Source organism: Gordonia amicalis (assembly GCF_022059885.1).
GTDB lineage: Bacteria > Actinomycetota > Actinomycetes > Mycobacteriales > Mycobacteriaceae > Gordonia > Gordonia amicalis.
Genome location: NZ_CP091855.1, coordinates 2,793,904 through 2,806,758 on the forward strand (window position 1 = coordinate 2,793,904; position 12,855 = coordinate 2,806,758).

A 12,855-nucleotide genomic window follows, 5' to 3' on the forward strand; every position below is an offset into this window, starting at 1 on the left:
GGTTATTGTCTTGGGATAATGAGGTGTGGCGAATTCTGCGGCTCCGGCGTTGGTCTTGCGTGAGGGTGATCGGGAGAGGTTGATCTCGTGGACGCGGTCGACGACGATTCGTGCGGGGCTGGCGCAGCGAGCTCGGATCGTACTGCTGGCCGCAGAGGGGGTATCGAATGCGCAGATCGCGGTCGAGGTAGCCACTACGACGACCTCGGTGTGGAAGTGGCGCAAGCGATATGCCGAGGACGGTCTGCCCGGTCTCGAGGATGCACCACGGTCGGGTCGGCCACGTCATATCGATGCCGAGCAGATCATCGCCACGACGCTGCGGCCTCCGCCGAAGAAGTTCGGAGTCACCCATTGGTCCTCGCGTTTGCTGGCACGCCACCTCAAGATCGGCAACGCCACGGTGGCCCGGGCATGGCGCGAATATGGTGTACAGCCCTGGCGGGCTGAGACATTCAAGTTCTCCACCGATCCGGAACTGGTCGCCAAGGTGACCGATGTGGTGGGCTTGTATCTCGCGCCGCCGGACAACGCGATCGTGTTGTGCGTGGACGAGAAGAGTCAGATCCAGGCGTTGGACCGGACCGCGCCGATGCTGCCAATGCGGCCTGGTGACGTCGAAAGACGCACTCATGATTACAAGCGACACGGCACGACGACGTTGTTCGCCGCATTGGAGATCGCGACCGGCCACGTCACCGCAGCGGTCAAGCCCAAACATCGCCGCCAGGAGTTTCTGGCGTTCCTGCGCCAACTCGCTCGTGCCTACCCCACACAGGATCTCCATCTGGTGATGGACAACTACGCCACCCACAAGACCGCTGAGGTCCGTCAATGGCTTGATGACCATCCCCGCTTTCACGTGCACTTCACTCCGACCTCGGGGTCATGGCTCAACCTCGTCGAGGTGTGGTTTGCACTCATCGATCGCCAAGCGATCCGACGCGGGGTGTTCACCAGCGTCGCCGACCTCAACTCAAAGATCCGGCAATTCATCAACGGCTGGAACGACCGCAAACACCCATTCGTCTGGACCAAAACCACAGAAGAGATCCTGCAGAAGGCCAACCGTCAAACAACTTCAGAAACGAACCACTAGTCATCCGATGCTCCGTCCGAATCCGACGACGCCGCCGTCGGACCTCCAGTCCAGCTCGTGTACCCGGATCCTGCGCATCTCGTTGCCCCCGACCGTCGTCGCCTCGTCACCGTCGACTCCGACCACGATATTGGTGTGCTGACCGAGCGCCGACGACCGGTCGTAGATCACGACGTCGCCCACGCGGGGCGTGTAGTCGCCGGCGGGTTCGAAGCGCCCGGTGTCCTGGAAGTACTCCTGCAGGGTGAACACTCCGGGGATTCGCCAGTGCCCCGAGTGGGGGTTGGCGAACGGGGTCCCGGCTTCGCGCATGATCCAGCTGACGAAGTTCGCGCACCACGGCTCGTCGACGCCTTCGGAATAGAACATGCCCGGCCGCTGTGCAGCGTGCTCGGCACGGAGCAACTCCACGATCCGGTTCTGTGCCGGTGACAGCTGCGAGGCGTCCACCTGGGGAAATTCCGCGGTGTCCCACGGGAGCCACCGCTCGGGAACGGTGCGCCACGCGAGCAGCCCGGCACCCAGGAGCAGGACCACGGCGATCGCGACAGCCACGGCGAACGGCCGGCGTCGTCGACGTCGGGTGGGCTGTTCGTCGAGGTCGTCCGCGGCTTCGGGTGTCACCTCGACGAGTGTAGGGACCGCCCCGAGGTGGGGGTGCCATGGCGACCGACGTGTGTTGGCAGAATGACGGGCTGACGGGGGGACTGACAACGACAACGGGTGACGAGAACGAGGCAGAGGACAACATGGCGGACGAGTCGGGACACGAGCCGATCCTGCGTGCGGGTGACACCTGTCGGGAGATCGCCACCGCCGACCGCGTCGCCTGCATCGTCGACGCGGCGGACTACTTTCTGCACGCCAAGTCGGCACTGCTCCAGGCACGACGCCGGGTCATCCTGATCGGCTGGGACGTCGACACCCGGATCAGCCTCGATCCGCGGTCATCCGACCACGAGATCCCCGACCGGCTCGGCGACTTCCTCGAATGGCTCATCGAGCACCGGTCGGGCCTCGAGATCTACGTGCTGCGCTGGAGCACGGGTGCGTTCACCGGGATGCTTCGCGGGGTGGCGCCGCCGTTCGTCCAGGACCTCCTCACGGGGCGTCGTCTGCACTACCGGATCGATGCCGCGCATCCGGTGTCGGCCGCACACCACCAGAAGATCGCGGTCATCGACGACCAGTTCGCGTTCTGCGGCGGCATCGACATGACCGTGGACCGTTGGGACACCTCAGAACATCTGTCGCACAACGATTTCCGTCGCGACCCCGACGGTGAACCACATGGTCCGTGGCACGACGTGACCGTCGCACTGGACGGGGATGCCGCACGCGTCGTCGCGAGTGTCGCCGTCGACCGGTGGGAGGCGGCGACCGGTGAGCGTCTGGCACCCCTCGTCGACACCGAGGGCCCCGACATCTGGCCGAAGGGTCTCGACGTGACCTTCGCGGACTGCGAGGTCGGGGTCGCCCGGACCATCCCTCATTACAACGACCGTCCGGAGATCGACGAGATCCGCCGGTTGTACCGGGCGGCCTTCGCCGCCGCCCGCCGCACGATCTACGTCGAGAGCCAGTATCTGGCCGCCCGCGAGATCGCGGAGGCCCTGGCCGAGCGACTCGCCGAACCCGACGGTCCGGAGATCGTCGTGGTCCTCCCACGCAACGCCGACAGCCCGGTGGAACGACTGGCCATGGACGGCGCACGCCACAAGCTGCTCCGGATGCTGTGGCGTGCCGACGTCCACGATCGGTTCCGTGCCTACTATCCGGTGACCTCGGAGGGTGACGAGATCTATGTGCACGCCAAGGTGCTCGTGGTCGACGACGTCCTGCTGCGCATCGGCTCGTCGAATCTCAACAACCGGTCGCTGGGCTTCGACAGTGAATGCGACGTGGCCATCGAGGCACGCCGCGACGACCCCGACGACGCGGGACTTCGCGACACCATCACATCGATGCGTACCCGGCTGCTGTCGGAACATCTCGACGTCGATGCCGAGGTCTTCGACGACACCGTGCGCGAGAAGCAGTCGCTGATCGGGGCGATCGAGTCGCTGGCCACCCCGGGCCGCACGCTCGAACTGTTCGACCGCGACGTGATCGACGACGAGGCATCGATCATCGCCGAGAACGAACTCGTCGACCCGGAGGGTGCGCGCACCCCGCTGGTCGAGCGGATCTACCGCGGGGTGATCCGGCGCGGGGTCGGAAAACGACTGCCGCGCTGAGGGTTTCCTCAGTCGGAGAGCCGCGCGGTCTCGATGGCCGGAGCGATGATCTCGGCGAGATCCGCCGCGACGTCGCGATCGCCTTCCGGCGGCATCGCGACATAGCTCAGCGCCATGCGGGTGATGGCGCGCGCGATGCGTTCGATGTCGGAGTCGGGCATCGACAACCACGTCGACTCGCGGAACGCCTGGGAGAGCCGGTCGCCGGCCGTGGCGATGATCGGTGCCGCATCGGTCGTGATGAGTTTCATCAGATCCGGTTTCGCCTCGCCGGAGAGCAGCGACGCGATCAGGGGATCGGTGGCGACGCCGGTGAAGTACTCGGTGAACGCGGTGCGCAGCGCGCCGGTCACGTCGTCGACGTGCTCGGCGAGGGAGTCGGCGACATGGCCGGCGAAACGGCTCGCCAGCCGGACCGCATATCCCTGGGCGAGTCCGTACCTCGACCCGAACTCGTTGTAGACCGTCTGCCGGCTGACACCGGTGGCGGCGGCGACGTCCGACATCCGTACCGCCGACCAGTCCCGGTCCATCAGCAGATCGTGCAACCCGTCGAGCAGAGAGTTACGCAGCAGCGTCTTGCTGTCCTGGGCGTAGTTACGCGTCGTCATCCCGCCGCGCCGACCGGCTCCAGCGTCTTCTCGATCTCGGTACGGAGTGCACGTCCGGCACCGCCGCGACCCATGCACACCGCGCCGACGAGGCGTTCGTCGGCGAAACAGCGGACGGTGGTGGCGAACCCGTCGGCGCAGGTGCCCGTCCCGGTGCTGGTGTCGAGGTCCACGTCGAACCGGTCGGCCATGGTCGGCCACCCGACCATCTGGATGTTGCTGCTGTACTGCATCGACCATGCGAGCGGGACGCGCGGGACGGGGGTCGAGGGACCGGTGGCGAGGCCGAGATCGGCGGCGATGGTCATGGCCACCAGTTTGCCGTGCTCGGTCGCGGTCAGCCACTGCTCGGCCCGCATCGGCTCACCCGTCAGCGGATGGGGCCGTGCTGCGACGTCGCCGGCGGCGTAGATCCGGGGTGTCGAGGTGCGCAGTGTCTCGTCGACGACGATGCCCGCGGGGCCCACCGACAGACCCGCCGCCTCCGCGAGGGCGGTATCTGGTTGCATCCCGATGGCGCTGATCACGGTTCCGGTCAGCCGGGTGCCGTCTGCCAGCGTCACCGCGTCTGTCTCGGCGGCAGTGATCCGGGAGTCGGTGACGACCCGCACGCCGCGATCCCGATGCAGGGCGGCGACGGCCTCCGCAACGCTGTCCGGGACCACCCGCGACAGCAACGACGCGGCGGCCTCGAGAACGGTGATCTGTCCGGCGGAGTCCACCCGCTGCTCGGAGGACGACACTGCGGCGGCGATTTCCAGGCCGATCAGTCCACCGCCGACGATGACGACCGGACCCGAGTCGATCCGGGCACGGAGACGTTCGACGTCGCGGCGAGTGCGCAGCGACAGGAGGTCCGGCGACGCGCCGGGCAGTTGGCGCGCCGTGCCGCCGGTCGCGAGGACGAGCGCGTCATAGCCGACCGCCGAACCATCGGCGAGTTCGACGGTTCGGGACACGGCGTCGATGCCGGTGACCCGGACGGACGGCACGATGTGGATGCCGCGCTCCTCCCAGTACCCCGGGGGCCGCAGGGTGATCTTGGGATCGGAGAGGTCCCCGTCGAGGATGCCCTTGCTGAGCGCGGTGCGTTGGTAGGGGAGGTGGGGTTCCTCGCCGAAGACGGTGATCGTCCCGTCGAACCTGTTGGCCCGCAGGGTTTCCGCTGCCGTGATGCCCGCGACCCCGGTCCCGACGATCACCACCGATGGGGCGTGGGCGGGCCCGGAGTTCACGGGCGGGCCACCTCGACCATCTCGAAATCTGCCTTCGCGGCACCGCAGTCGGGGCAGCTCCAGTCGTCGGGGATGTCGTCCCAGCGGGTCCCCGGCTCGATGCCGTCCTCCGGCCACCCGAGCTCTTCGTCGTATTCGAATCCGCAGACCTCGCAGCGGAACAGCTTGAACTTCACTTCGCCACCTCTTCGAAATCGATCTTCTCGCGGACGCCGCAGTCCGGACACGCCCAGTCGTCGGGAATGTCGGACCACGCGGTGCCGGCCGGGAATCCCTCACGGGGTGCGCCGGCCGCCTGGTCGTAGACGAAATCACAGACCGGACAACGGTAGGCGCTCATCGGTCGCCGTCCTTCCCGGCGACACCGTGCGCGGCGAGGATGCGTTCACGACGATGCGGTGCGACGTTGACGAGCTCGATGTCGCCGTCGTAGTGGTCGAGGACCCGCTTGTCCATCACCGCACGCCAGATGGGTGGGAAGTAGGCGAGCGTGATCATGCTGGCGTACCCGCTCGGGAGGTTCGGCGCGCCGTCGAAGCTGCGCAGCGTCTGGTAGCGGCGGGTGGGGTTGGCATGGTGATCACTGTGTCGCTGAAGGTGATACAGGAAGATGTTCGTGCAGATGTGGTCGGAGTTCCAGCTGTGCTCCGGGGTGCACCGCTCATAGCGGCCGGTCTTGGTCTTCTGGCGCATCAGACCATAGTGCTCGAGGTAGTTGACGGTCTCGAGGAGCGAGAACCCGTACACGGCCTGGATGACGAGGAACGGCAGGATCTGCCACCCGAACACCGCCGCGAGCACACCCCACAGCACGATCGACATGGCCCAGGCGTTGAGGACGTCGTTGCTCGGATGCCAGAACGGCTTGCCGACACGGTCGAGTCGCTTGCGCTCCAGCTCGATCGACGACTTCAGGCTGCCCCACACGCTGCGCGGCAGGAATCGCCAGAAGGTCTCACCGAAACGCGAGCTCGCCGGGTCCTCGGGGGTGGCGACACGGACGTGATGTCCGCGGTTGTGCTCGATGTAGAAGTGACCGTAGAAGGTCTGAGCGAGCGTGATCTTCGACAGCCACCGCTCGAGATCGTCCTTCTTGTGGCCGAGTTCGTGTGCGGTGTTGATGCCGATACCGCCCATCACGCCGATCGACAGGGCGAGACCGATCTTGGAGGCGAGGCCCAGTCCGCCGTCGATGCCGAGCCAGCTGAGATCGTCGGCGGTCCACAGATAGCAGGCCATGACGAGGCTGGCGATCTGGAACGGGATGTAGATGTAGGTGCACCAGCGGTAGTACTTGTCGTTCTCCAGCTGCTCCATCAGCTCTTCCGGCGGATTCGAGCCGTCGGGGCCGAAGAAGACGTCCAGGATGGGCAGCAGGACATAGACCAGCATCGGTCCGATCCACCACCAGACGGGGGCCACGGCGTCGAAACCGTGGCCGATCGCGTTGAAGGCGGCGACGAATGCCATCGCCAGGAAGACCGACGTCGGCGGGATGAGGCCGAGCAGCCAGAGGTGGCGCTTCTTGTCGCGCCATTCCAGGGGTGGGGTGCCAGGGGTGGATTCGAGCGGTGCGGTACTCATGCACGCTCCTCTCACGAGAAGGACTGTGACTTGCCGCACTAGACACTAACCGAGACAATGTACGTTGTCTAGACAAATCCACTGGTTTGTAAAGTAGTCTTTCGCAAAGAAGATCCCTCGCGCGTTTCTGTCGGGGGAGGGCGCGAGGGATCTTCCTGGGGGAACTCCGGGGCGGCGGGGGAAGGCCGCATCCGGAATCGAGGGGGTTCTACCCCTCGGTCATGGGGTGTTGATCCAGTTCAGGATCGACTGGGCGGCAGCGGGATCGCCGTTGCCGATACCGATGGCCGCACCGATGGCGGCGCCGACCCCGGCGCCCCAGATGCATCCGACGATGACCAGACAGCCGATGATCAGACCGGCGAGCGCGCCGACGGCGGTCGTCACGTTGCCACCGCGGTTCCAGCCGTTGGTGATGTGCCAGATCATCTGCTGATAGGCGCGGTCCTTCTTCGCCGACGCCGGGCGGACACCGGCGGCGATCGCGGCCCGGGCCTCCGGTGTGAGGAGCGGGGTGAAGGTCGCCTGGGTGCGATCTGCGCTGATCCGCGTCTGTAACGGCACATTCACCCCGTTCAGCGGGAGTGTCAGGGCGACACGCTCGAGCGTTCGGCCGTTGAGATCGACGACGCGGAGCTCGTCGCCGGCGGAGACGAATGTGGCGTTCTTCAGGGCGGAGGAGATGGATGTGCCGTCCGCGGATGCCACCGACAGATGTGACGGCGCCGCCGGCGCGGGCGTTCCGTGAGCGGTGCCGAACGACACCGTGAGCATCGCGACAGCCAACGTCGTGACGCTGAGAAGGCGGAAACGTCTCATCGTTGATCTCCACTTCGTCTGTGTGGCGACTGGTCGCCGTCACCTCCGGTGACCACATTCAGGCCGCCTGCTGCCGGTCCGAGCGCGTTGTCGGGTTCAAGCGGTGTGATTCTTGCATCGGCTCACGACCATGTGTGCTCTGTCCCGCGCCATTGGTACGAACGGATGACAACGGTGACCCCCATCACACCGCGTCCTAACATGGACGAGTGGGTTTCGTCGTCCCGCCCGACGCCTACGGGCGCTTCATGGGCCGTTACGCCGACCCTCTCGCCGAGGTCTTCGCGACCTTCGCGGAGGTCGGTGCCGACGCGCGTGTCCTCGACGTCGGGTGTGGCCCGGGGGCGCTGACCGCCCATGTGCTGTCGCGAGGGGCCGCAGTCACCGCGATCGATCCGTCCCCGCCGTTCGTCGACGCGATCCACCAGCGATTCCCCGATGTCGACGTTCGTCGTGGGACGGCCGAGGAATTGCCGTACGACGCCGACGAATTCACCCACGCCCTCGCGCAGTTGGTGGTCCACTTCATGACCGACCCGGTTCGCGGCATCACGCAGATGGCGCGGGTGACCCGGCCGGAGGGGATCGTCGCGGCATGTGTGTGGGACGGACCCACCGGAGCGCTCGCGCCCTTCTGGGATGCGGTGCACGTTCTCGATCCCGACGCCCAGGACGAGGCGCTCCTCTCCGGCGCCCACCGCGGTCACCTCACCGAACTGTTCGAGACGGCCGGGCTGCGGAACGTCATCGAGGAGCCGATCACCGTCGACGTCGTGCATCCGACCTTCGAAGAATGGTGGGAGCCCTACACTTTCGGCGTCGGTCCTGCGGGCGAGTACGTGACGACGCTAGACGCCGGTGCCCGAACCGAACTCGAAACGGTCGCGCGTGGTCGTCTGGGCGACGGGCCGTTCACCGTCTCGGCCACCGCGTGGGCCGCTCGCGGGACGGTATGAGAGCCAGGCCGATGTCTTCGGTCGTGTCGCAGAAGCCCTGAGCTGGGTGTGTCGGTTCGGTCCTGTCCCCTGAGATTGGCGGGATAGGCTACCTCTCGACCTTCCAGCAGAGGGAGACAACGCATGCCGGGTCATGTCAACGTGGACAACTTCGTTCGGGCGGAGACGCATCGGATGTTCGCCGACATCCAGCTGGCCGCCGGTGGGGTGGGCAGGTTCCGCCACAATCGCGAACCAGCCGCCATCGACGAACAGACGGTGATCCGCCTCAATCGGGACACCCTGTACAGCTTCGCCGTCGCCGATCTCGCGGCACCGGCGGTGCTCACCTTGCCCGACGCCGGTGACCGCTACGTGTCCGCGATGATCGTGAACGAGGACCACTACGTCGGTGACGTTCTGCACGCGTCCGGCGAGCACACGCTGACGCAGGAGACGTACGGATCGCGCTACGTCCTGGTCGCCGTACGGATTCTGGTCGATCCGACCGATGTGGTCGATGTGGCCGAAGTCGGGAGGTTGCAGGACCAGGTGACGCTCCTTCCGGGCTCGTCGGAGCCGTTCGTGTCCCCCGACTACGACACCGCGAGTCTCGATGCGACCCGAGATGCTCTGCTGGAGCTGGCGAAAGGGCTCACCTCCTTCGACCACACCTTCGGCAGCCGCGACGAGGTGGACCCGGTCCGCCACCTCATCGGATGTGCGGCGGGCTGGGGTGGGCTCCCGACATCCGAGGCCACCTATGTCGGCGTCGACCCCGCCGTCGGTCCCGGGCACTACGAACTCGTCTTCGCCGACATCCCGGTCGACGCCTTCTGGTCGGTGTCGGTGTACAACGCGGCGGGGTTCTTCGAGCCCAACGAGAAGGACCTGTACACGGTCAACAGCGTCACCGGCGTACGCAACGGCGACGGGTCGATCACCGTTCGGTTCATCCCCGCCGTCACTGGTGACGTCCCGCCCAACGCGATCGTGACGCCCGAGGGCTGGAACTACCTCATCCGCCTGTATCGTCCGCGCCCCGAGGTCCTCGACGGCACGTGGACTCCGCCGGTGCTGAAGCCGGTCGCCGAATCCTGAGCCGTCGGTCGCCCTCCGGAATGACGTCGCGTGCGATGTCGTTGCGGCCGTTCGACTTCGATCGAAGTCGGGTGAATACAGAACAGTGTCGCAAGCGACTTCGATCGCACGAGGTGCGAGCCAAGCGATCCTCGACCGCTGGTGGACCCGTCGCCGTGGTGGTATCAGCGTCTGGTGTTCAATCCGATGATGGCTGCGAGCTGTAGTTCGATGGGGGACAGCTCAGTGACGGACAGCCCGCGCATTGGCGGCTCCGGTCGGTGGTCGATGACTTCGCGGATCTCCAGGCGTGGCTGATCGCCGGACGCAGGGTCGGGTCCGTGGATCTCGGTACGCACCTGTCGGAGGTGCTCGGCGAATCGGCGGGGTAGGTCGGGTCGCCGGTTGATGCGTTCGGGATTCGGGGGCGCGCCGGGTTCGGCGTTGAGCCGCCAGGCGCAACGCCCTTCGTCGGGGCCCTCGCGGACCATGCGGGTGGTGAACTGTCCGGGCTGGTCGCCGACCATGCGGTTGTGTTTCGAGCAGGCCGGGGTCAGGTCGGTGATGTCGGTGAGTCCGCCCAGACCCCAATCGAGTTGGGCGTGATGCATTTCCACGTGTGCGGCGGATAGGTCGCAGTCGGGTGTGGAGCACACTTCGCCGTCGGGTCGGGCGAAGGAGGCGAGGCGTTGTTCGCGGGTGGCCAGGCGTTTGCCGCGTCCGAAGTACAGCGGGACGGCGGTGGCGTCTTTGAACACCGCCAGCCAGGGTTGGGCGTCGGCGGCCATGTCGATGAGGTCGGGGATGGGGATCAGGGTGCCGGTGGCGGTGGTGGCGAACCCGGCTTCGCGGATCAGATCGTTGAGGTCGGCTTTGACGATCACCTGCACGGGTAGTTCGCGGTGGCTCTTGCCGAGCAGGCCGTCCTCGAACACAGCCTTCAGCAAGGCGTTGAACGCGTCGTGGTTGCGCTGCGCATCGCTGCGATCATCACGTGCGGCAGCGGCTTCGACCATCTCGGGGTCGGCATTCTCGATCGACCCGTGCGGTGATTCGGGGTCGTCGGGGTTGTTCATGCCGGGTTTGGCCCAGACCGCGAGCAGCATGGTGATCCGCGCGAGGAGTTCGGGTGTGAGGTCGGCGGACATCTTGGCGGTGCCGTCGGCACGTTGCCGGTTGACCGACAGTTTGCGACGGCGTTGGCGGTCGGTGTCGTCGGCGAGTGTTCCGTCGGGGTCGAGGTGGGCCAGTAGTCGCGAACCTACGTCAGTGATCTGCTCGGGGGTGAGGTTGACGGCTTGTTCGGCCATGGTGCGTTCGGCGGCGACCTGCACATCAAGTGGGATGGCGTGCGGAATCTGATCCAACACGTCCATCACGGCGTGCACGTGAGCTGAACCGACTTGGCCATTGGCGAACGCCTCGGCCAGCGTCGGGTGCGTGGGTTCGAGGGGTTCACCAGTGGTGAGGTCGGGGTAGGTCGCGGTGGCCCGGGTCTGTTTGAGTCGTTTGCCGGGGTAGGCGATGCGGAGTCGGTGTTTCATGTAGTCGATGACGCTGCGGTAGCCGGACTTGCGTGGCAGGTCGCGCTGATCGGCTTCGACGATCTGCTGGTTGCCGGTGTAGGTGAGTCGGGCGATGGCCCGTTCGATGCGCATGCCGGCGTCATCGACTTCGGCATCGGACAGGCGGGTGAAACCGGTGTTCTGCAGCTTGTCGACGATCGTGTCGAGTTCATCGAGCAAATCGGGCATCTCGGCAGGGGCGGGCTCGTCGACGACATCAGTAGATGCGATGTCGGTCATGACGGTCACCTCCTGAATCCGTGGTTCGAATGCATGTTCGACTGTACACGCAATTACTGTGCCGTGCAGAAGAATTCGGTGCCGGATGGCGGCACTAGAAGTGTCGGAGGTGTGGTGTAAAGGGCCTCCGGTCGTCGATGGGCATCCCGGGTGTCTCGAATGCCGGTGGTTGTATCGGCGAAAGCCATTCACACCACAGTCGATTTCGCGGATACTGCTTCAATGTTGCTGCCCCAGCGAATCCTCACTCGCCGGTCCCGCGTCGGCTCATTGGCGATCGCGGTCCTTGCACTCTCGGCGCTGCTGGCCGGCACCCCGGGTGCCGCAGACGCGGCGCCGGACAACTGGCGGTACACGATGGTGGGGTTCTCCAACACCAGTGCCCGGCACATGGACGTGTACCAGTCCTCGGACGCGACCCGGTTCCAGCCGATCCGCATGTCGGCTTACCAGCCACCGTCGGGTCTGGTGCGTGACCCGAGTATCTTCCGGAGTTCGGACGGCTGGTACTACGTCACCTACACCACCGGTTCGACGTCGATCGGCTTCGCGCGCAGTCGTGACCGCGTGAACTGGACCTTCATGCACAACTACCCGGTGCCGTTGTGCTGTGCCTTCCTGCCCGGCACGGGTGACGGCACCGGGTCGTCGGCGGGCTCGCTGAGTTTCGGATCGGCGGGCTCCAGTGACGGACCGTCGTTGTCGCCGTTCACCACCAAGGCGTGGGCGCCGGAGTGGTTCGTCGAAGGTGGCCGGGTCAACGTGATCCTGTCGATGTCGACGGGTGGCGGATTCGTTCCGTATCTGATGACCGCGCTCGATCCGGGACTTCGGTTGTGGAGTCCACCGGTTCCGATCCTCGGCCTCGGGGCGGACCGTATCGACACCACTGTCGTGAAGGTCGGGGCGACGTATCACGCGTTCACCAAGAACGAGACCAAGAAGGTCATCGAACACGCGGTATCCGGGTCGCTGGTGGGGCCGTACCGATTCGTCGCTCCGGGTCCGTGGGGTCGCCTGGTCGAGGGGTCTGCCGTGGTCCAGCTGCCGAACGGCAACTGGCGGCTCTATGTCGACGCCTATCGGGACCGCCGGTACTTCTACTCCGACAGTGGCGACGGGCTGCGGACCTGGACGCCGTTGAAGGAGCTCCCCGGACTCTCCGGATCTGTTCGTCACTTCGGCGTGGTCCGAGAACCGGTCTAACCCTGCCCGAGCAGGTTCACGGCGTTCGCGCCAGGCCGGGTCGAGATGCTGGGGAACGCGAGATCCGGATGGCGCCGCGGATTACGGCCGGGATCGACGACGATGAGCGTCAGCAGTATCGCCCCTCGACGGCCGGGAGGAGCCACTCGGTGCCGGCGGAGTAGCGAGCCGGCAGCAGAAACGGCACGGCCATCGACGCGAGGACGTAAACGTGACGCCGCGCCGGAGTTGGCCGATGACGAGG

General features: G+C 66.1%; 13 protein-coding genes. 5 read left to right on the forward strand and 8 right to left on the reverse strand.

Annotated elements, in window-relative coordinates; translation table 11 throughout:
* Positions 1 to 25: 25 nt before the first annotated feature.
* The gene (locus IHQ52_RS12870) at positions 26 to 1,099 is read left to right on the forward strand and encodes an IS630 family transposase (protein ID WP_024498685.1); all 1,074 of its coding nucleotides are present in this window, start codon (positions 26 to 28) and stop codon (positions 1,097 to 1,099) included.
* Here IHQ52_RS12870 and IHQ52_RS12875 read toward each other — a convergent pair whose 3' ends face one another.
* Entirely contained in the window at positions 1,100 to 1,723 is a 624-nt protein-coding gene (locus IHQ52_RS12875; RefSeq protein ID WP_024499785.1) for a CHAP domain-containing protein, read from the reverse strand.
* Positions 1,724 to 1,848: 125 nt separating this feature from the next.
* Here IHQ52_RS12875 and IHQ52_RS12880 point away from each other — a divergent pair, with 125 nt between their 5' ends.
* Positions 1,849 to 3,336, forward strand: coding sequence for a phospholipase D-like domain-containing protein (locus tag IHQ52_RS12880; protein WP_024499786.1), 1,488 nt, complete (start codon positions 1,849 to 1,851; stop codon positions 3,334 to 3,336).
* An 8-nt stretch (positions 3,337 to 3,344) separates the two neighbouring features.
* On the opposite strand, the gene IHQ52_RS12885 is transcribed toward IHQ52_RS12880, so the two are convergent.
* The 6 genes from IHQ52_RS12885 to IHQ52_RS12910 form a co-directional block, all read right to left on the reverse strand.
* Positions 3,345 to 3,947 (reverse strand): TetR family transcriptional regulator, encoded by a 603-nt coding sequence (locus IHQ52_RS12885; RefSeq protein ID WP_024499787.1) that lies wholly within the window; start codon positions 3,945 to 3,947, stop codon positions 3,345 to 3,347.
* A complete protein-coding gene (locus tag IHQ52_RS12890; protein ID WP_024499788.1) occupies positions 3,944 to 5,182 on the reverse strand; it encodes an NAD(P)/FAD-dependent oxidoreductase in 1,239 nt (412 codons plus the stop codon). The genes IHQ52_RS12885 and IHQ52_RS12890 overlap by 4 nt, the downstream gene beginning before the upstream one ends.
* Positions 5,179 to 5,358 (reverse strand): rubredoxin, encoded by a 180-nt coding sequence (locus IHQ52_RS12895; protein WP_006437844.1) that lies wholly within the window; start codon positions 5,356 to 5,358, stop codon positions 5,179 to 5,181. Before IHQ52_RS12895 ends, IHQ52_RS12890 begins: the two co-directional genes overlap by 4 nt.
* Positions 5,355 to 5,522, reverse strand: coding sequence for a rubredoxin (locus IHQ52_RS12900; RefSeq protein ID WP_024499789.1), 168 nt, complete (start codon positions 5,520 to 5,522; stop codon positions 5,355 to 5,357). Before IHQ52_RS12900 ends, IHQ52_RS12895 begins: the two co-directional genes overlap by 4 nt.
* A complete protein-coding gene (locus tag IHQ52_RS12905; protein WP_024499790.1) occupies positions 5,519 to 6,766 on the reverse strand; it encodes an alkane 1-monooxygenase in 1,248 nt (415 codons plus the stop codon). The genes IHQ52_RS12900 and IHQ52_RS12905 overlap by 4 nt, the downstream gene beginning before the upstream one ends.
* 219 nt (positions 6,767 to 6,985) lie before the next feature.
* Positions 6,986 to 7,585: a DUF8020 domain-containing protein gene (locus IHQ52_RS12910; protein WP_024499791.1), complete on the reverse strand. Its 600-nt coding sequence runs from the start codon at positions 7,583 to 7,585 to the stop codon at positions 6,986 to 6,988.
* Between the two features lie 209 nt (positions 7,586 to 7,794).
* On the opposite strand from IHQ52_RS12910, the gene IHQ52_RS12915 reads away from it, so the two are divergent.
* Positions 7,795 to 8,541: a class I SAM-dependent methyltransferase gene (locus tag IHQ52_RS12915; RefSeq protein ID WP_024499792.1), complete on the forward strand. Its 747-nt coding sequence runs from the start codon at positions 7,795 to 7,797 to the stop codon at positions 8,539 to 8,541.
* 123 nt (positions 8,542 to 8,664) lie between these two features.
* A complete protein-coding gene (locus tag IHQ52_RS12920; protein ID WP_024499793.1) occupies positions 8,665 to 9,621 on the forward strand; it encodes a DUF1214 domain-containing protein in 957 nt (318 codons plus the stop codon).
* Positions 9,622 to 9,785: 164 nt separating this feature from the next.
* On the opposite strand, the gene IHQ52_RS12925 is transcribed toward IHQ52_RS12920, so the two are convergent.
* Complete coding sequence (locus IHQ52_RS12925) at positions 9,786 to 11,405, reverse strand: DUF222 domain-containing protein (protein WP_096274967.1); 1,620 nt, start codon at positions 11,403 to 11,405, stop codon at positions 9,786 to 9,788.
* 222 nt (positions 11,406 to 11,627) lie between these two features.
* Between IHQ52_RS12925 and IHQ52_RS12930 the strand changes: the two genes are divergently transcribed.
* Entirely contained in the window at positions 11,628 to 12,611 is a 984-nt protein-coding gene (locus tag IHQ52_RS12930; protein ID WP_024498746.1) for a glycoside hydrolase family 43 protein, read from the forward strand.
* Positions 12,612 to 12,855 lie beyond the last annotated feature (244 nt).